The 19,133-nt window shown below is 41.7% G+C and carries 15 protein-coding genes; 6 read left to right on the plus strand and 9 right to left on the minus strand.

Translation table 11 applies throughout. The features are described from left to right. Window positions 1–53: 53 nt before the first annotated feature. The 4 genes from hisG (at window position 54) to LKO28_RS02515 (ending at window position 4,263) form a co-directional block, all read left to right on the plus strand. The gene (hisG, locus tag LKO28_RS02500) at window positions 54–905 is read left to right on the plus strand and encodes an ATP phosphoribosyltransferase (RefSeq protein ID WP_227693068.1); all 852 of its coding nucleotides are present in this window, start codon (window positions 54–56) and stop codon (window positions 903–905) included. Continuing rightward, entirely contained in the window at window positions 905–2,188 is a 1,284-nt protein-coding gene (gene hisD, locus LKO28_RS02505; RefSeq protein ID WP_227693069.1) for a histidinol dehydrogenase, read from the plus strand. The genes hisG and hisD overlap by 1 nt, the downstream gene beginning before the upstream one ends. Window positions 2,189–2,302: 114 nt before the next feature. Continuing rightward, window positions 2,303–3,604 (plus strand): NAD(P)/FAD-dependent oxidoreductase, encoded by a 1,302-nt coding sequence (locus LKO28_RS02510; RefSeq protein ID WP_227693070.1) that lies wholly within the window; start codon window positions 2,303–2,305, stop codon window positions 3,602–3,604. Between the two features lie 77 nt (window positions 3,605–3,681). Beyond that, window positions 3,682–4,263: a YceI family protein gene (locus LKO28_RS02515; RefSeq protein WP_227693072.1), complete on the plus strand. Its 582-nt coding sequence runs from the start codon at window positions 3,682–3,684 to the stop codon at window positions 4,261–4,263. Window positions 4,264–4,355: 92 nt separating this feature from the next. Here LKO28_RS02515 and LKO28_RS02520 read toward each other — a convergent pair whose 3' ends face one another. Genes LKO28_RS02520 through LKO28_RS02540 form a run of 5 tightly spaced genes read right to left on the minus strand, consistent with a single transcriptional unit; the run spans window position 4,356 to window position 8,864 of the window. Beyond that, window positions 4,356–5,210, minus strand: coding sequence for a 4-hydroxybenzoate octaprenyltransferase (locus tag LKO28_RS02520; protein ID WP_227693079.1), 855 nt, complete (start codon window positions 5,208–5,210; stop codon window positions 4,356–4,358). An 8-nt stretch (window positions 5,211–5,218) separates the two neighbouring features. After that, window positions 5,219–5,833 (minus strand): ribosome biogenesis GTP-binding protein YihA/YsxC, encoded by a 615-nt coding sequence (gene yihA / locus LKO28_RS02525; protein WP_227693081.1) that lies wholly within the window; start codon window positions 5,831–5,833, stop codon window positions 5,219–5,221. Window positions 5,834–5,855: 22 nt separating this feature from the next. After that, window positions 5,856–7,376 (minus strand): MDR family MFS transporter, encoded by a 1,521-nt coding sequence (locus LKO28_RS02530; RefSeq protein ID WP_227693082.1) that lies wholly within the window; start codon window positions 7,374–7,376, stop codon window positions 5,856–5,858. A gap of 27 nt (window positions 7,377–7,403) precedes the next feature. Next, window positions 7,404–8,219 carry a hypothetical protein gene (locus LKO28_RS02535; RefSeq protein ID WP_227693083.1) on the minus strand — a complete coding sequence of 272 codons (816 nt, stop codon included), beginning with the start codon at window positions 8,217–8,219 and terminating at the stop codon, window positions 7,404–7,406. Window positions 8,220–8,222: 3 nt separating this feature from the next. Continuing rightward, entirely contained in the window at window positions 8,223–8,864 is a 642-nt protein-coding gene (locus LKO28_RS02540; protein WP_227693084.1) for a hypothetical protein, read from the minus strand. A 136-nt stretch (window positions 8,865–9,000) separates the two neighbouring features. On the opposite strand from LKO28_RS02540, the gene LKO28_RS02545 reads away from it, so the two are divergent. Continuing rightward, window positions 9,001–11,013, plus strand: a complete 2,013-nt coding sequence (locus tag LKO28_RS02545) for a M13 family metallopeptidase (protein ID WP_227693086.1) — start codon at window positions 9,001–9,003, stop codon at window positions 11,011–11,013. 40 nt (window positions 11,014–11,053) lie between these two features. Here LKO28_RS02545 and LKO28_RS02550 read toward each other — a convergent pair whose 3' ends face one another. After that, window positions 11,054–12,166, minus strand: a complete 1,113-nt coding sequence (locus LKO28_RS02550) for a PAS domain-containing sensor histidine kinase (RefSeq protein WP_227693087.1) — start codon at window positions 12,164–12,166, stop codon at window positions 11,054–11,056. Window positions 12,167–12,660: 494 nt separating this feature from the next. Here LKO28_RS02550 and LKO28_RS02555 point away from each other — a divergent pair, with 494 nt between their 5' ends. Then, complete coding sequence (locus LKO28_RS02555; protein WP_227693089.1) at window positions 12,661–13,173, plus strand: RNA polymerase sigma factor; 513 nt, start codon at window positions 12,661–12,663, stop codon at window positions 13,171–13,173. 348 nt (window positions 13,174–13,521) lie between these two features. Here the strand turns inward: LKO28_RS02555 and LKO28_RS02560 are convergent, their stop codons facing one another. From LKO28_RS02560 to LKO28_RS02570, 3 genes are read right to left on the minus strand one after another with little or no spacing between them, the layout of a single operon-like run. After that, complete coding sequence (locus LKO28_RS02560; RefSeq protein ID WP_227693091.1) at window positions 13,522–16,713, minus strand: efflux RND transporter permease subunit; 3,192 nt, start codon at window positions 16,711–16,713, stop codon at window positions 13,522–13,524. Window positions 16,714–16,728: 15 nt separating this feature from the next. Then, window positions 16,729–17,787 carry an efflux RND transporter periplasmic adaptor subunit gene (locus tag LKO28_RS02565; protein WP_227693094.1) on the minus strand — a complete coding sequence of 353 codons (1,059 nt, stop codon included), beginning with the start codon at window positions 17,785–17,787 and terminating at the stop codon, window positions 16,729–16,731. Between the two features lie 24 nt (window positions 17,788–17,811). Continuing rightward, complete coding sequence (locus LKO28_RS02570; protein ID WP_227693096.1) at window positions 17,812–19,131, minus strand: TolC family protein; 1,320 nt, start codon at window positions 19,129–19,131, stop codon at window positions 17,812–17,814. Window positions 19,132–19,133 lie beyond the last annotated feature (2 nt).

Here is a 19,133-nt window from a genome sequence, read left to right on the forward strand (position 1 = left end):
CCGAGTCATCTTTCTTTTATTAATATATAATAAACATTAAAAAATCCTACATTTTGAAGAATCTTAAAATCGCTATCCAAAAATCGGGTAGATTAAATGAAAAATCGGTTCAGTTGCTTAAAAACTGTGGACTTGATTTTGAAAATTATAAAAGTTCCCTTATCACTACGGTGAATAATTTCAACCTTGAAATCTTATTTCTGCGCGACGATGATATTCCTGGTTATGTTGCTCAGGGTATCGCGGATTTGGGTATAGTAGGCGAGAATGTTATCGATGAATCGCAGGAAAATGTTACCTATCTGGAACGCCTAGGTTTCGGACGTTGTACCTTAAAGATCGGTATCCCGAAGGACTCGAGTATCATATCACTTCAAGATCTAGACGGCAAGGCAATTGCGACCAGTTATCCGAATATTTTGCAGGAGTTTTTGGCGGAGAACAATCTTTCAGCAGAAATACGTCAGATTTCGGGTTCTGTAGAGATTGCTCCCGGATTGGGTTTAAGCGACGCAATCTGTGATATTGTTTCTACTGGTGGTACGCTTAAAAGTAACGGTCTCAAACCTTTTGCTGACGTAAGGCGCTCGGAAGCTATTCTGATCGGTCGCGAAGGTCTTGCCGAAAACCCGATTTTGTGTGAGCTTTTACAGCGTGTGCGGTCTGTGTTACGCGCGAAAGAGACTAAATATGTCGTATTAAATGTTGAAAAAAGCAACTTATCACAAATTACCTCGTTGCTACCAGGTGTTAAAAGTCCTACCGTGGTGCCACTAGCAGAAGAGAATTGGGTTGCCGTTCACACCGTTATTCCGGAGGATGATTTTTGGGATAAAATCAATAAATTAAAAGCTGCAGGTGCACAAGGTATTGTGGTCATGCCTATTGAAAAAATAATACTATAATGTTAAAACAGTATTCATTTCAGCATTTAACCTCTGCGGATATGGAGCAATTGCTTGCCCGCAATGTGGATGCTACGCATACAATTCAAGATGCCGTATCACAGATTATAAGCGATGTGTGCAAACGGGGGGATGACTCGCTTAAAGAGTTCGCCTTAAAGTTTGACAAGGTTGCGTTGGAACGCCTTTATCTAGAAAAGGAAGATATTGCGGCACTTGCGAGTACGATTACGCGGGATCAACAGCGTGCATTGGAGATTGCTTTTCAAAATATTCATAAATTCCATAGTAGCCAACTTCGTAGGGAACGTGTGGTGGAAACCATGCCCGGCGTGGAATGTTGGCGAGAAGTTCGCCCAATTGAAAAAGTAGGGTTGTATATACCAGGTGGATCTGCTGTTTTACCGAGCACCTTACTGATGTTGGGTGTTCCGGCCCGCATCGCTGGCTGTAAAGAAATCGTGGTTTGCTCGCCGCCACAACAAACAGGAAAAATCAATGGCTTCGTAGCTTATTGTCTTCAATTGCTGAAAATTGACAAAATATATCTCGTTGGTGGTGCACAAGCCGTTGCAGCCATGGCTTATGGAACAGAAAGTGTACCGAAAGTAGACAAGATATTTGGTCCTGGCAATCAGTTTGTCACCAAAGCGAAGAGCATGGTCCAAAGCATGACGAATGTAAGTATCGATATGCCGGCCGGACCATCAGAAGTTTTGGTCGTTGCCGATCATACTGCTCAACCTGCTTTTGTGGCCGCCGATTTATTGGCACAGGCAGAACATGGACCAGACAGTCAAGCGGTTTTAGTTGCTACCTCGGCAGACATCATCAAACGCGTGAATGAAGAACTTGGCAAGCAACTAGAGGTTTTACCGCGGGCCGAAATTGCACAAATGGCGCTTCGGAATTCATATGCGATTGAAGTAAGTGATTTACAGGAAGCCCTTGAGTTTTCTAACCACTACGCACCGGAACATTTAATCTTGGAAACGAACGATTGGAAGCCTTTAATCCCTCGCATTACCAATGCCGGTTCTGTTTTCTTGGGACACCTTACACCGGAAAGTGCAGGTGATTACGCATCTGGGACAAACCATACTTTACCTACCTCAGGCTACGCACGGTCTTACTCCGGTGTATCAGTAGATTCCTTTGTCAAGAAAATCACTTTTCAGCATATTTCTCAGGAAGGGTTAAGTCACATAGGTTCTGTGGTGGAAACGCTGGCAGAACTGGAGGGGCTACACGCGCATAAGAATGCAGTGAGTATCCGAAAATAACACTGCAATTCTTATCGGTTTTCCTATCTTTGCTCTACATTTGCCAAACAAAAGAGAAGAAAACGATGTTCTATCTGCGTGCGGCGACTACTTTAACAAACGAACAGCTTATTTATGGCAGATAATAAAAAACACATTGTCGTTGTGGGTGGTGGATTTGCCGGGATAAATTTTATAAAATCCCTCGGAAAGAGTTCTGCCTATAAAGTGACCTTAGTCGACATTAATAATTATAATTTTTTCCCTCCTTTAATTTATCAAGCTGCTACTGCATTTATCGAAGCATCGAATATCAGTATGCCTTTCCGCAAAATGTTTAAAAAATATAACGGTTTTGCTTTTCATCTGGGAAAGTTATTGAATATTCAGCCTGAGCGTAATCTTATCGAAACTGATACAGGAGAACTCCTGTACGATTACCTCGTGTTAGCTACGGGCACGGAAACGAATTTTTTCGGTATGGAAAATGTAAAAAAGCATGCCTTCCCGATGAAAAATATTACAGATGCTTTGGCGATTCGGAATAAACTATTGCTTAATCTCGAGGATTATATCCAACGTAAAGATGATCCAAATCGGGAGGCTTACATAAACATCGTAGTAGCAGGAGGCGGCCCGTCGGGCGTCGAAGTGTCCGGCATGATCGCTGAACTCAACGAGCGTGTTGTAAAAAAAGAATATCCGGAATTAGTGGGATTAAAAGCGAAAATCCACTTGGTGGATGCAGCTCCAGCTTTGTTGGGACCGATGAGTAGTGTCGCCCAAAAAGAGGCACAAGAGGTTTTAGAAAAGCTTGGCGTGGATATTACACTGAATACCGCGGTCAAAGACTATGTAGATGATACGGTAATCCTCGCTAACGGCACGGAAATAAAAACAAAAACATTGATCTGGACTTCCGGTGTCATAGCTCGGGAATTACCGGGTCTACCGGCGGAGAAATTTGGCCGTGGCCGTCGTGTCTTAGTGGATGAATTCAATACGGTAATAGGTTATGATAATATATTTGCTATCGGTGACATTTGCTATCAAACCACAGACGCTAAATTTCCAAATGGGCATCCTCAACTTGCACAAGTAGCTATACAACAAGGAGGGCGCTTAGCAAAGAATATCGTAGCTAACGATCAAGGTCAGACGCGAAAACCCTTCTCTTACGTAGATAAAGGCAGCATGGCTATTATCGCCCGCTATCATGCCGTGACCGATCTACCGAAGTTTTCTTTTACGGGATTTTTTGCATGGCTCACTTGGTTACTTATTCATTTATTCCCTATAGCTGGGTTTAGAAACAGATGGAAATTACTGGGAAATTGGGTTTGGTCTTTTTATTCTGCAAATTCTGGTTTGCGCTTAATTGTGCGAAGCGAACGGAAGCGGAATAATAGCGAGGTTAGAACGAATATATACGGCTAAATTGATTTCTTAACATACATCAATAGACGCCATCCAAGTATATAGTAACTTTGTTATATCATAAAAAAAGAGAGAAGATGAAAAAGTTAACGTTATTTTTTACATTCCTATTCGTTTCAGTAGGATTATTTGCACAGACCACTTGGACAGCAGATCCATACCACTCTAAGCTTGGTTTTACGGTTACCCACTTAGGCATCGCTGATGTTCCTGGACATTTTAATGCATACGACGTTTCTATCGTTTCTGCTAAAGACGATTTTAGCGACGCCACCATTGAGTTAACCGTACAGACAAACTCTATTGATACAAGAGTTGAACCTCGTGATAATCACCTGAGAAGTGCGGATTTTTTCGATGTCGAAAAACACCCTACGATGACCTTCAAAAGTACTTCAATCAAAAAGGCAGGGAAAGATGCATATACACTGGAAGGTAACCTTACCTTATTGGGTGTAAGCAAACCGGTGACAATGACAATGAAATATCGTGGAACTACAGAAAACCCGAATGCGGACGGTGCTCCTGTAGCAGGTATTCAAATTACTGGAAAGATCAAACGTTCTGATTTCGGCTTAGGGTCTGGTTTCCCAGCGCCTATGATCAGCGATGAAGTACAAATCAAAGCAGACGGTGAGTTTGGTCATAAAAAGAACTAAAACTTTTTGTAATAAGCGATAGAAGCCCAATTAATATTGGGCTTTTTTATTTTGCAACGATCTTGCGGTTGGTTTACGAACGTTAAGGAGAGCTAATTTAGGATGAGAATATCCAGTAAATAGCATGCGGTAAATATAACCGAAGCAACGCCATTCGTCGTCATAAAGGCGCGATCAACACGGCTCAAGTCTGTAGGACTAACAATACGATGTTGGTAAATCAATAAGACACCGTAAAAGATAACGCCTAGATAATAAAACCAGCCTACCGGCATATAGAAAGCCGGTAACAAAACGAAAAGGAAGGAGATTACATGGAGTAATTCCGAAATACGTAAGGCCCCCTTTCCTCCAAAATAAGCGGGTATAGAACGTAGTCCATTTGCTTTATCAAATTCTTCGTCCTGAAGAGCGTAAATAATATCGAATCCTCCAGACCAGCACATTACAGCGATACCATAAAATATCGGCACCATATCAAATTGATTGGTGACTACCAAGTAAGCGCCAATCGGAGACAGCCCTAAACCGATCCCTAAAACTATGTGACATAAAGGGGTGAATCGTTTGGTATAACTGTAAAATAATACAACAAACAGCGCTATGGGCGATAGATAAAAACACAGTGTGTTGATAAAATAGGTTGCCACAATAAATAGCAAACAATTTATGATAGTAAAACCTAACGCATTGGAAGCAGAAATTTTTCCTGCGGGAATATCACGCGTCGCCGTCCTAGGATTTTGTGCGTCGATATCCCGATCTAAATATCGATTAAATGCCATGGCTGCGTTTCGGGCAGCAACCATACACACCAACATCAATAAGAGTTTTTTCCAGTCAAAACTGTGCTCGGTAGTTTGTATGGCTAAAAAAAATCCAATAACCGCAAAAGGCAATGCGAAAATGCTGTGAGCAAACAGCACGAGAGACATATACTTCTTCATGGTGATTACTATTCAGCGACCGGCGAAACAAAATTGATATTGATCTCATCTATCATGACCAAAATTTCCTCCATTCCGTGTTTCTTTTCTGCCGACGTTAAAAAAAATGGGGGTACTTCTTCAAACCAAGTTAAGAGAGCTTTTCTAAATTGGGCCATATGCTGCTCGGATTTTGTTTTGGACTGCTTGTCAGCTTTGGTAAATATCAGCACAAATGGTAGACCATTTTCGCCTAACCACTGACAAAACTCCAAATCGATCTTCTGAGGCTCATGCCGGCTGTCAATGAGAACAAAAATGCACTGTAAATTTTCGCGTTGTCTTAAATATTTTCGAATAAAAAGCCCCCATTCTGCGCGGTTCTTTTTTGACGTTTGCGCATAACCGTAGCCTGGAAGATCCACCAGATACCAGTTTTTATTTATTATAAAATGATTGATAAGTTGTGTTTTGCCAGGTTTCTGGGAAGTCTTTGCTAAATCTTTCTTATTAACTATTGCGTTAATTAAAGAAGATTTTCCAACATTCGACCGACCGATAAATGCGTATTCCGGCAACGTAGGTTCCGGAAGTTTTCTAACGTCGGTATTGCTGGTGACAAATTCTGCGGTTTTTACAAGCATGGAGCAAAGATAAGGTTTTTAACTATTTATCCGCTAATGGCTCGAACTTACTTGGGGTAACTAATAGTACCAAAAAAGTAGCTGTTGCAGAGATAAGTAGCCCGATATACACATAATGAACAGCCGAATGAAACATTTGCCGTAAAAAAAACAGCGTGTCGGATGTCGTGTGATTTGACTGCAACGCTTCAATTACCTGATTGGCTTCCGGTAATACACCAAGTAGATCGGCTGGAACTTGCTGAAACGTGTAGCTCAACACGGAATTGAAAACGGCTGCAAATAAGGCTGCACCCAGCGTTTGGCCAAAGTAGCGGGAGAACATACTTGCGCCTGTTGCCACTCCACGTCGATGCCACCCCACAATAGATTGAACGCCTACGACTAAAGGTGTTGATATCAGGCCAAACCCCGCTCCCATCAAAAGCTGACTACCGACAAGCATCCACACCGGTCCAGGAAAAGGAAGAAACAAAAAAAGTAAAATACCCGTAATCACGAAAAGTATGCCTACTAAAGCCGTATTTCGGAAGCCAATGGATAGATAAAGCCTACCCGAAAATCCCGAAAAGAGTGGCCAAGTGAGACTCATACTGGCTAAGATAAAGCCGGCTGCAATTGGATGCACACCTGTAACCGATTGAGCATACACAGGCAGATACATACTCGGCACCATCATCGTCATTCCCATTCCAACTAATGCCAGATTGGTACCCAACAATACCCGATTCTCCCAAATCCATTTGGGCAGAATGGGTTCGGGATTTCGGCTTTCTAACCGGATCGTAACACCTAACAAAACAACGCACAACATGCCAATACATAAACTTGGAAATGATAGCCAGGGCCAAGCTTGTCCACCCTGCAACAAGCCATACATTAAAAGTGCAGTCGTAACGAGCAAGGAAGCCGCGCCTGAAAATTTTATCTTATGGATTATTTTAGGTTTACGTTCGCGCAGAAAGAGATAGATTAAAGTAATGGAAATTGCACCCAGGGGCAGGTTGATCAAAAAGATCCAATGCCACGAAAGGTACGCTGCGAATGCGCCACCCAATGCGGGTCCTGCGATGGCTGATACGCCCCAAACACTGGACAACCAACCTTGTATTTTTGCCCGTTCTTCTACACTATAGAGATCGCCTGCTAACGTACTCACTGTTGCCATAATTGCACCGGCCCCAAGTGCCTGCACGCCACGAAAAAAAATCAGCATGTACATGCTCCAAGCTAATGCGCAAAGGGCCGACCCTAACAAAAATAGGCTAATACCATAAATCAGTATCGGCTTCCGCCCGTACATATCAGCCAACTTTCCATATAATGGAATGGTGATAGTCTGCACGAGCAAATAAATCGAAAACACCCAGCTGAACAACGAAAACCCTCCCAAATCACCTACAATCTGCGGGATAGCCGTAGACACAATGGTGCTATCCATAGCCGCAAGCATCATCGTTACCATGAGGGCAGCTAAAATCCAGCCGCGTGATTTTACTTCCGCGCCTGGAATTGCTAGGTCATTACCTTGTTTTTTTTCCATGTACCTCAAACTGGTAAAAGATAAATTTTACAATATATTATCAGCTAATCCGGGTGAAATATGAAAATAACGAGGGTCCGGGTATATAAAATCGTACGTTAACTCGATCAAGAGTTTATCGGATGAAATTATCCTACCCTTCTGCACTTTAGGCCCAGCATATGACTGATTTTTTTGAATGGCTATCACCTCCCCTTTTTGCGGATGGACAGGAGCTACCACATTGTACACTTTAGCACGACATTGCTTCTGAATCATCTGTTCGACAATCGCTATAATATCCTTAAAATGAATATGATTAACAGGTGCATCCAGATCCGTAACAGCATATTTACCCAGTTGTCTCTCATCCCCCATTAGCCCTCCAAGTCTTAATATATTAACCTCCGGATAGGATTTTCTTAAAAGACGTTCAGCAGCAACTTCTTCAACCGATACATCATCTTCTGTAAATTCCCTTTTTTCCGCTGGGTAAATACTAGTGGAATCCATAAAAAACAACTGCCCTTCGAATCGACCTAGGAAAAGTGTCAAATTACGGATACGTTGTTCAATGTGCTGAAGACTTCGATCCTTTCGGGAAGAAATAGGTACCGTGATAATAAGGACGTCTAACTTCTCCATGACGTCCCATCTCGAGACTTCTTCTACCCGACTGCTATTGAAATCTATGCAGAAAGGGTGGAAACGCTGAGCTTCCAATACCGGCAATTTCTGTGGAGAAGTGGTTGTCGTATAGAGAAGATTATTTCGCTGCCATTTTTCCGCCATTCTGGTTCCAAGCCAACCGCAGCCTACGATACCTATGTTTAAGTCTCTTAAATTCGATATTATTTCTTTCATAGTCTATATAAGATTCTGGTAGAAATGCGAAATCGTCTTCTCCAATGTCTTAGCGGTCGGAAAATGCTTTTCGACGATTCGTTTTCTTAAATTATCTGCTATCCCACCGTAGACTACTACGGATTGAAATACACAAAACGTCAAAGCTTGTAATGGCAGGCTTAAGAGTTGTTTGTTAAAGCAAATACCCTCTTTTTCGCGCTGAACGATATAGGGCTTTCCTTTGAGTTTTCGAAAGGTAATACGAGGGATCAATAAATCGAGTATTTCTTCCCAGTGTCCGACATGCTGGAAAACAACCTGTTGTAAGAGTTCTTCTTTTAACCTCAACTGCTCCCCCTCGGATAATCGACGGTTTTTGGTATAACAGTAAATGATGCCGTCTTTAATAAAGGGAGTTTTCTTACTACTTATTAATTTGACGGGCCACTGCTTATCAAAAACCACTACTTGCTCTTCTCCGAACAACATGTCCATCGGCCGTTTCGTACGCAAAAAGTTGCGTATGGTCCAAACGGCTTCGGCCTTCTGCATACTTAAAGGTATACGTATAACCTTTTTTTGTTCCGTCCACCGGTGCACTTCGACCTCTTCTTTCGTACTAAAAAGAACCTCTACCTCTTGATCATCGACCACCCAAATCATGGGAGCAAGATACAGAAAAATCCGTTCATCCTATGCAATCGTTACCTTTCATTTTCTGAAGTTTTGTTATGTTTGCATACTAAATAACAACAATGGAAACAGCTTCAGAGCCGGTTTTCAAACTAAAACAAAACGTATGATAAAAAAAATTGTTGGAGTAGCCGCAGTAGCGGCGATGACAGCGGGGTGTAGTTCGCCTCAAGAACTACACCAAGCCATTAATTTATCTCACATGGATACTACCGTCCGCCCCCAGGACGACTTTTACAACTATGTGAATGGCAATTGGATGAAAACCGCGGTAATTCCTGCTGACAAAGCGCGTTGGGGCTCTTTTGATGAACTACGGGAGAATACCGACGAAGCCGTGTTAGCAATTTTGAAAAAATCGCTCAAAGAAACGTTTGAACAAGGTTCTGACGGTCAAAAAATTGCGGATCTCTATAAGTCTTATGTGGACACTGAGAATCGGAATCAATTGGGCTTTGAACCGATCAAACCCTATCTTACCAAAATTGATGCCATCGAAAACCTAGATGATCTTTACCGTTATCTAGTGGAGGTTGGACCAGAAGGAGGAAATCCATTCTTCGGCGGCTACGTGTATGCACATATGAAAAACAGCGATATAAATGCCGTTTATCTTGGTGGAGGCAGTTTGGGCTTAGGACGTTCGTATTACCAAAAAGTAGACGAAAAAAATACAGAAACACTCGGACAATATGCGAACTTTATTTCCACATTGTACAGCAAAGTGGATCAACGTTCCAGAGACCTGAAAGGCCCTAAAATTCTCGCTTTTGAAAAGGAAATTGCGTCATATCTAAAGACCATCGAAGAATCCCGCGATGCCCAAAAAAGATACAACCCGGTAGCAGTAACTGATTTGGGTAAGATGGTAAAGAACATGGATATTGCACAGTACATTGCCGATATCGGTTTTAAAGCAGACACTGTTATTATCGGGGAAATTAATTATTACCAAAACTTAGATAAAATTCTTACACCCGAAAAGCTGCCAACAATTAAAGAGTATCTTAAGTTCAATGTGATGAATGAAGCTAGTGGCTACCTATCGTCGGATTTGGACTCCCTAGCGTTCGATTTTTACGGACGCCAGCTAAAAGGACAACAAGAGCAACGTGCTATGGAGAAAAGAGGCCTTGATTTTGTCAATGGTTCGGCTGGCGAATTATTAGGAAAAATATATGTAGACGATAATTTTCCACCGGAAGCAAAAGCTGCTTGTGAAGAGCTAGTAAAATACCTCATCAAGTCGTTTGAAGTGCATATCAAAGAATTGGATTGGATGTCGGCTCCTACTAAAGAAAAAGCACTCGAAAAACTAGCTAAATTTAATGTAAAAATCGGTTATCCTGACAAATGGAAAGATTATTCTAAACTACAGGTAGGAACGTCTCTTTTTGAGAATGTTCATGCGCTTAATAAATGGGCTTTCGAGGATAATTTAGCAAAACAAGGCAAACCTGTAGATAAAACAGAATGGGGAATGACACCACAGACGGTTAACGCATATTACAGTCCGTTATATAACGAAATTGTATTTCCTGCAGCCATCTTGCAAGCACCATTTTATGATTATCGTGCAGATGCGGCGGTAAACTTTGGCGGTATTGGTGCAGTTATCGGTCACGAATTATCGCATGGATTTGATGACTCTGGCTCACAATACGACGGAGACGGTAACCTCAATAACTGGTGGACACCGGAAGACAAAGAAAAATTTGATGCCGCCGCAGATGCACTTGTGGCTCAGTTTGAAGGATACGAACCGGTGCCCGGCGTATTTGTCAACGGAAGATTCACCTTGGGAGAAAACATTGGTGACCTTGGTGGCTCCTCAGTCGCCTTTGATGCGTTAAAAATGTATTTGGCAGATAAAGGAAGTCCAGGTTTAATTGATGGATTTACACCTGAGCAACGATTCTTTATGTCTTGGGCTACCATCTGGAGAACCAAAACAACCGATGCGTTTGTGGTGAACCAAGTAAAAACGGATCCACATTCGCCAGCTCAATATCGTGCTTTCGCTCCTATCATCAACTTAGACGCTTTCCACGAAGCTTTTAATACAAAGGAAGGTGATAAACTTTATGTACCGCAAGCGGATCGGATTAAAATCTGGTAAGCTATTACATTAAAATCCCGTACCGCTTGGTACGGGATTTTTAATTATCGCTCTTATCGCTATCGTTGGTAAAATCTGGAAAAAATAACTCGATAGTAGTGCCCTTATTCACTTCACTGGAAAGCGTAATTTGACCTTTCAGCCGAATCATAATCTTTTGAACCACACATAATCCAACACCCGTTCCTGGAAATCCTACGGTATTCTTTGCACGATGAAATTCCTGAAAAACGGACACTTGTTCGTTTTCCGGAATACCGATACCATTATCTCGTATGGTATAAACAATAAAACCCTGCTTTCTTGAACTGTTTATCGATATCAATGGATTCTTTTCTTTGGATGAATATTTTACAGCGTTGCCGATAATGTTAAAAAATATCTGGTAGAATACATCTTCATTTCCGTACAACGCATCCAAGTTCCCAATTTCGAATACACCGTGGTGATTGTTATAAAGTTCCTGGCTTTCAGAACATACTTGAGGGACAATCTTATCTAAAGAAATCCAGGCCTTATCGTATACCAACATACGGGTTTGGTTTAATTGTATTTTGTGGTTGATAATATGTTCAATACTATTTAACGCCTCTAAAATAATATTAGCCCATTTATATTGCTCCGAATCATCTATGGTGCGTTTTGTCTGGAGGTACTGGGCTCCCATCCTAGCAATGGACAGTGGATTTTTTAAGTCATGTGATAAAATACGCGTCAATTGCTCCAATTCGTTATTAAACGACAGGATAGCTTCTTGCTCCTCCACTTTTTTTAATGCGCGTAACCGAGCGGAAACGTCAGCCGCTGTATGCACAATCGCTATTGTATTTCCATCTTCTACAATCGCCTGATAAGTAAAATCAAAGTATTTGAGTTCTGTAACACCTTTAATAGTAATATTCACAGGACAAGCTTTGGCTTCATATATCTTCCCTGTCACCCACACATTTTTCAAAATTTCGGTAAAACCTTGTGTTTTAAACTCCGGAAAAGTAATTTCAAGATCTTGACCAATAATCTCTTCACCACGTCCCCAAATTTCGAGCATCGCCCGGTTGGCAAAAGCAATACGGATCATTGCAGTATCGTATACTGCGGTCGCGCCCGGCGACTGCCCCAAGGCTCGTAGGATGAGATTTTCAAATTGCTTCATGACACCGGATAAAAGAGCATATCGCCCACGACATAACAATTATGTCGATTTATTGTTTGGCTAACTATTAAAAAAAACTACTATCCATACACCGTACCAAATCGCCTACGTTTGCTCATACATTCTACGCCAGCCTGTTATTGGCATAGATAAATAAAAAAGGGCAACATCATTCAAAAAAAGACACTTTTTACGTTAAACCACTATAGAAATAGGGCAACTTAGTAAATTATACACTTGTTTTGCGTCTTATACTTGTCTGCAAAATAAAATACCTGTTTTACGTTTTCTTTCAAAATTCGTGCTATCATTGACACAACGCGCTTAATCTTTTTTTCAACTATTAAACCTTTTTATACGACAAATCCCCTTAATACGTATTTTTATCGTATTTCGAGATTGGCCTCTCTCCCGAGGCTTTCGCCAGATTTGTTTGCATTGTTTTTGTATCCTCTTAACCACAACGAACGTAAACTAGATAAAACATGAAAACTATGGAAAGCAAAAAATTAAATCTAGCATTATTGGAGAACCAAAGTATCCTTAAGAATATAGCGTTTAAGTTCACCAAAGATCCCGAAGAAATCAACGAGCTTGTGCAGGAAACGTTAGTACGTTCTATTAAATACCTCGACAATTTCTTTAATAATCCCAAAGTCGTATCATGGCTATATGTGATCATGAAGAACGTCTATATCAATCATTATCGCCGGAATCAACGGCACACGGAATATGAAAACTTCCAGAGCGCTGGGTATCGTGGTGAAGGCTGTTCGGAGCCATTTACGATCAATGCTGTAGAGGGGAAATTTGTTATGAAAGATATCCGGGACGCCCTTCAAAAGTTACCGCAGGACCATTACGATCTTTTTGTCCAGTACATGGAGGGATATAAATACCGTGAGCTTTCTGATCATTTTGGCTTACCTGAGGGCACCGTAAAAACCCGCATACATCATACTCGCAAATTTCTTCAGAAAGAATTAGCGATGTATAGAAAAAGATAAAGAAAAGACGTAGCGATATCGCTACGTCTTTATCGTTTGTTTAGATAGACCTATTATATCCGGGTTTGTCCATAAGATGATCCCTCGAGTATTTTCCGGAACCTACGATCAGGAACAAAAACAATAAAACCAAAACGAATAAAGAAATCCAAAAACAATAAATAGTCCACCGACGAGGTGAGCAAACACAACATAATGGACGGCCGACCAAATAGAGAGCTGTACAGTTCTAAGGGTCGGTTTATAGTTATTTAGTTTGTTACAAAAATCGTGCTCAATTAACGAAACAAAAAAGAGGTCAACATATGTATTGCTGACCTCTTTGATATTTCTTCAAATTTTGGAAAACTAATATTTGACTTCCATCTCGTCTACGTATTCTTCGTTTTTCACATAATCAGCGGTCATCAATTCGACATAATCAACTTTCTCTTTTTTTCCGAATCTAGCGCTAATACTGTCAAAAATCGAATAAACAACAGGTACGACAACCAAGGTGAGAAAAAGTGAGGACAATAGCCCGCCGATAATAACAATAGCAAGCCCTCTGTTCATATCGGCACCGTCACCTGTAGCCAACGCAATAGGTACCATTCCCACCACCATGGCAATTGTAGTCATGAGGATCGGGCGGAAACGGGCATGGTTAGCGGCAATCAGAGCATCGTAAGTACTGGCACCTGCATCTTTCCGATGGTTCGCAAAATCTACCAGTAAAATTGCATTTTTAGCTACTAGTCCGATCAACATAATAATACCCAAAATGGTAAAGATGTTCAGCGTTTGGTTTGCGATCGCCAAGGCCAATAATGCCCCGATAAATGACAAAGGAATAGAGAACAACACCACAAAAGGCGTCATAAAGCTATCGTACAAGGCGACCATGACTAAATATACTAACAAGATTGCTGCCACCAAAGCTACGCCTAAGGTACCGAAACCTTCTTCCTGATTTTCCATATTCCCTCCCCACATATAGGCAACACCCGGTTTCAGGGTAAGGGTATTATTGCTAATTTGATTCTGAATTTCTGCTTCCCATTCTGTTGCTACCGTACCCACCGGACGGCCAACCACTTGAGCCTGTACGGAAACGGAAGGTGATTTATCCCGGCGCTCCAATAAACTCGGCCCCGAGGCGTAACTAACGTCGGCAAACTGCTCCAATTTGATCACTTGTCCTTGTTGATTAATAAAATTCAAGTTTCGGACATCGTCAATATTACCACGACCAAATTCATCGTAACGGATGTTAATATCGTATTCGGTGTCACCCGCGCGATATTTCGTATCGGTGTTTCCTGAGAATGCGGTTTGCATCGTCATTCCAACCGTCGCTACGTTTAGCCCTAGGGTGTTCATCTTATCACGATCTACCTGTACACTGATCTCGGGATTACCATCCTCGGAGGTCAACTCGATTTCGGAAGCACCTGCTACACCGCGGAGTATATCCGCGAATGTGCGTGCCGTTTCTAAAGCGTCTTCGGGCGATGCACCCACTACGGTCATCATTAACGGAGCTTGTTCTGCCCCCATAATGCCCATATTCACGGTCTTTAATTTCGCACCTACAAGCACCTTCTCCATCTCCCGTTTTAACTTCGCCGAGTATACTTTAGTGGATTCGGTTTTATTATATCCGTTTTCTAAAATGATATGTATCTCCGCTTTATATTTCGTCCCCCCTACATTCATCATCCCGTCCGAAGCTTGCCCTACAGTTGTAATCATCCGTTCAATTTCGGGCTTTTGTGCTAGATAGTTTTCCGCCTTTTGCACCATAAAGTTGGTTTGCTCTAAAGACGCATCTTTATTTATCTCCATTTGCAGATAAAACTCCCCTTTATCGTTACCTGGGAAGAAATCTGAACCGATATATCCCATACCCACTAAGGCAAAGGAGGCAAACAACAAACCTACGGAAATTAGCAAGACTAAAACCTTATTTAAACGGCGTTTTAAGGACCATTTCAATATCCCGGAAATCCAATTTGTTAAACCACTCAGTCCGCTTTCGAAACCATGTAGAATCCCGCCAAAAAATGATCGTTTATTAATTTGTGACAATTTCCCCATACGGGAGTACAACCAGGGTACAATGGTAAATGACACCAAAAAGGACAGCAATGTGGACACCATAACGGTAACACAGAATTGGCGCAAGATGTCAGAAACCAACCCCGATGACATCGCAATAGGTAAGAATACAACTACGATAACCAGCGTAATTGCCGAGACGGTAAAACCGATCTCTTTTGCTCCATCGAAGGAAGCGCGCACTTTATTTTTCCCCATCTCCATATGGCGGTGGATGTTCTCGATAACGACGATGGCATCATCTACCAAAATACCGACCACCAACGACAAACCTAAAAGCGACATCAGGTTTAACGTATAGCCCAACATGTTGAGGAAAATAAAGGTAGCTATCAACGATAAGGGTATAGCTACCACCGCAATGAATGCATCCCGTAAACTATGTAGGAAAAACAACATAATAAATGCTACCAATGCGATTGCAATCATCAAGTCATGAATCACATTATTAGCCGCGGTTAAGGTATAATCCGTCGTGTCATTTGCAATAATGATATTTACTCCTTGTGATTGATAATCGGTGTTAATCGCCGCAATTGCCTCTTGTACCAATTCGGAAACAGCCACAGCATTGGCATCTGATTGTTTAAACACCTGCATCAAGATCGTATTTTGACGATCCATACGGGATATTTTCTCGATATCTTTGATACCATCTTGCACATCCGCAACATCGCGTAGACGAATGGAGGACCCACTCGGCGTCGTGATGGGCAAATCGCGCAATTCATCAATACTCGTAAATTTACCCGCTAGACGCAAAGTCGTCTGGTTATTCCGTGTACGCACGTTACCAGTGGGAAAATCAAGGTTAGCAGAAGCTATAGCTTGCTGCACCTGCGAAACGGACAGCCCGTAACCCTCCAATTTATTAGGATCTACACTTACCTGAATTTCACGCTCTTCTCCCCCGATCATATCCACTTTGGCTACCCCATTAATTCGGGCAAAAACGGGCTGAATTTTCTGATCGAGGAGATCGTATAAATCCTTCTCTGACAGATTAGACGTCACCGAAAGATTCATAATCGGTACGTCGTCCAACGAGAATTTAGATAAAGCCGGGGTTTCGACATCATCCGGAAATTCGTTGATGACTGCGTTTATTTTTCGCTGTGCATCCGTAAGCAAGAAGTTAACATCTGCACCGGTATTGAGCTGAATCATGACAACGGAAACCGATTCCATCGATTTCGACTCGATCTTCTTTACGTTTTCTAATGAGGCGACGGCGTCTTCGACAACTTTAGTTACGGATGTTTCAACCTCCGAAGGAGCCGCACCCGGATAAATCGTTTGTACCGTGATGACATTGACCTCAAATTTCGGCACGAGCTCGTAACCCATTTGGCTATAGGAGAATATCCCGCCAAGCGTAAGTATAATAAACAAGACGATTATTATACTCGGTCTTTTTATAGATATTTCAGAAATCTTCATTGAAAGAGTCTTTTTTTACTTAATAATTTCTACAGGCGTTCCCTCCAATAGGTTAATCTGACCGGAAGTAACTACCACCGTGCCTTTCTCTAATCCAGAGACAACTTCAATATAATCACCAAAGTTTCTACCCGACACGACCTTCTTCAAAACTGCTTTTCCGTTTTCTATAGCGAAGATCTGATTAGAACTAACGCTTCCCACGAAAGCACCACGCGGCACAACCAAGGCATTAACCGACTGTTCTCCGCCGAAATAAGCCGTACCATACATACCCGCTTTCAAATCGTTGTTAGCATTGTTCTTTATTTCCAACTCTACCGGAAAATTCAGACTACCATCTGCTTTGGGTGCAATAAATGTCACTGTACCATAAAAAGTTTGATCAGGCAATACCGGTGATTCCACCCTAACACTTTGCCCCAATTTTGTCTGTCCAATATTCTTTTCGTCGACATTTATTTTCAACTTTAACGTTGATACATTAACCACTTCAAAGAGTTCTTGTCCGGGACTTACATAAGATCCGGGTTCAATATTTCTCTTGTTAATAATACCTGCAAAGGAAGCTGAAATATTTACATCCGATGCGGAAAGCTGTGCGGACTTCAAGTTGTTCTTGGCGTTTTCCAACTGGAGCTTGACTTGATCCAATTGTTGCTTCGTAACCCCTCCCGTCGAAAATGCACTTTCAAAACGGGCTACTTCCGCCTCAGCATTTGCGTAAACCGCTTGCGCGTTAGACACGTTGACACTCTGTTTATCACCATCGATGATTGCTAAAGTCTGACCGCCTTTTACATAAGTCCCCTCTTCTACTAGTACCCTGATCACCTTGCCGGAAGCTTCTGCTGATAACATCACTTCCTGCTTAGGCGCAAATACACCATTGGTTATGTATTCCGCATTTACATCTTTAAAATCTGCCGTATCAGCGCGAACGGCTACCGCTGCATTTTGAATGGCCACTGTAGCTGTATCGGCCTCGTTCTTAGCCTTGTTCTGACTCAAAATAAACACTATTCCTGCTAGTGCTGCAGCAATGATGATTACCGTTATAATTACCCGTTTCATATTTGATATGTATAAGTATGTTGATTATTGGTTGATTAATGTTTTTAAATTTCCGTTTGCTTTGATAATTTGTATCTCCGCTAGTTTGTAATCTAATAAAGAAGTATTCAAATTAGTCTCAGCATCAGCCAAAGCCTTTTCGGCATCCAGTAGATCAGTTAACGTAGCCAAACCATTATTGTAGTTGTTTTGCGTATTGCTCAATACCTCTCTAGCCAACGTCACGTTTCTTCGGTTTGCATCCACTGTTAATAAACTATTCCGAATTTGGGTTTTTGCGTTTTCATTCGCTAAGGAAATACCTAACTTCATATCCTCTAACGCTACCCGCGCCTTGCGAATATCGATATTGGCCTGAGAAATTCGCGCCTTAGTTGCTCCCCCGGTAAAAATCGGAATTGACAAATTCAGTCCGATACTGGACGTTTTTGGCCACATGAAATCTCCCCCTATCGGGAACCCTTTCCCGAAACCAGTAAATCCAAAATCAGTTCCCAACGATAATGTAGGGTATAAATTCGATATCTGCGCCTTCTTATTTAATTCGTACAATTCGATCTGTTTTTCGCTCAAAAGCACTTCCGACCTTCTATCCACATCATTGATTTGCAAAGAAATAGATGGATTTATTTCAAATGTTTCTTCAGGCAGTTCAATCCCCTTTTGCATCGGCATGCCAATCGCAAATTTCAACGCATTTTCTTTTAACTGTAAAGCGCTTTTTATCTGTTGCTTTTGCGACTCCAAATTATTTACCGCTACAGATAAACGATCTAGATCAATTTTCTTCGCTAGACCTGCCGTGACCATGCCATCGATGATTCTTTGTGTTTTGCTTGTATTGTCTAAATTATTCTGGATCGTTTGTAATTGCAGTTGCGTTTGGAAAATATCATAATACGCATTCGAAACATTTTCAATTAACTGCTCATCGGTTAATTGTGCGTTAAGCTGATAAAACTCTCTTGTTGTGCGGGCTGCTTTCAGTCCGGTAAAAACCGTTTGGTTAAACAATTGCTGATTCAATGAAACAACTGCAGTGGAATTCCACGGTTGACCCATCTTCGCTGTAATCGTCTCCCCCCCAAAATCAAGTGCCATTTCCGGTATAATGATATTATACTTCAATGTTCCCGAACCGTTGATTTGGGGCAGGGCTCCAGCCCGTACTTCGTCAATCTGATATTGGGCGTTTTCAACATCTAGCTTAGCAGTTTTGGCTTCGGCTTTGTTTTCGAGCGCATACTTTATCGCATCTTGTAACGTCAGCACTTCTTGCGCTTGGAGTGGATTTACCTGCAGCAATATGCCGACAGCTACTACTCCTAAATATTTAAATCTCATTT

This window comes from Sphingobacterium sp. FBM7-1 (assembly GCF_020687765.1).
In the GTDB taxonomy this organism is placed as follows: domain Bacteria; phylum Bacteroidota; class Bacteroidia; order Sphingobacteriales; family Sphingobacteriaceae; genus Sphingobacterium.

What these genes read in the sequence shown, in the direction of transcription:
- LKO28_RS02550 (WP_227693087.1), bottom strand. Translation starts at nt 12,166, where the DNA reads ATGAAGCAATTTGAAAATCTCATCCTACGAGCCTTGGGGCAGTCGCCG.
- LKO28_RS02510 (WP_227693070.1), top strand. Translation starts at nt 2,303, where the DNA reads ATGGCAGATAATAAAAAACACATTGTCGTTGTGGGTGGTGGATTTGCC.
- LKO28_RS02540 (WP_227693084.1), bottom strand. Translation starts at nt 8,864, where the DNA reads ATGATTTGGGTGGTCGATGATCAAGAGGTAGAGGTTCTTTTTAGTACG.
- LKO28_RS02560 (WP_227693091.1), bottom strand. Translation starts at nt 16,713, where the DNA reads ATGAAGATTTCTGAAATATCTATAAAAAGACCGAGTATAATAATCGTC.
- LKO28_RS02555 (WP_227693089.1), top strand. Translation starts at nt 12,661, where the DNA reads ATGGAAAGCAAAAAATTAAATCTAGCATTATTGGAGAACCAAAGTATC.
- LKO28_RS02515 (WP_227693072.1), top strand. Translation starts at nt 3,682, where the DNA reads ATGAAAAAGTTAACGTTATTTTTTACATTCCTATTCGTTTCAGTAGGA.
- LKO28_RS02545 (WP_227693086.1), top strand. Translation starts at nt 9,001, where the DNA reads ATGATAAAAAAAATTGTTGGAGTAGCCGCAGTAGCGGCGATGACAGCG.
- LKO28_RS02565 (WP_227693094.1), bottom strand. Translation starts at nt 17,787, where the DNA reads ATGAAACGGGTAATTATAACGGTAATCATCATTGCTGCAGCACTAGCA.
- yihA (WP_227693081.1), bottom strand. Translation starts at nt 5,833, where the DNA reads ATGCTTGTAAAAACCGCAGAATTTGTCACCAGCAATACCGACGTTAGA.
- LKO28_RS02535 (WP_227693083.1), bottom strand. Translation starts at nt 8,219, where the DNA reads ATGAAAGAAATAATATCGAATTTAAGAGACTTAAACATAGGTATCGTA.
- LKO28_RS02520 (WP_227693079.1), bottom strand. Translation starts at nt 5,210, where the DNA reads ATGAAGAAGTATATGTCTCTCGTGCTGTTTGCTCACAGCATTTTCGCA.
- LKO28_RS02570 (WP_227693096.1), bottom strand. Translation starts at nt 19,131, where the DNA reads ATGAGATTTAAATATTTAGGAGTAGTAGCTGTCGGCATATTGCTGCAG.
- hisD (WP_227693069.1), top strand. Translation starts at nt 905, where the DNA reads ATGTTAAAACAGTATTCATTTCAGCATTTAACCTCTGCGGATATGGAG.
- LKO28_RS02530 (WP_227693082.1), bottom strand. Translation starts at nt 7,376, where the DNA reads ATGGAAAAAAAACAAGGTAATGACCTAGCAATTCCAGGCGCGGAAGTA.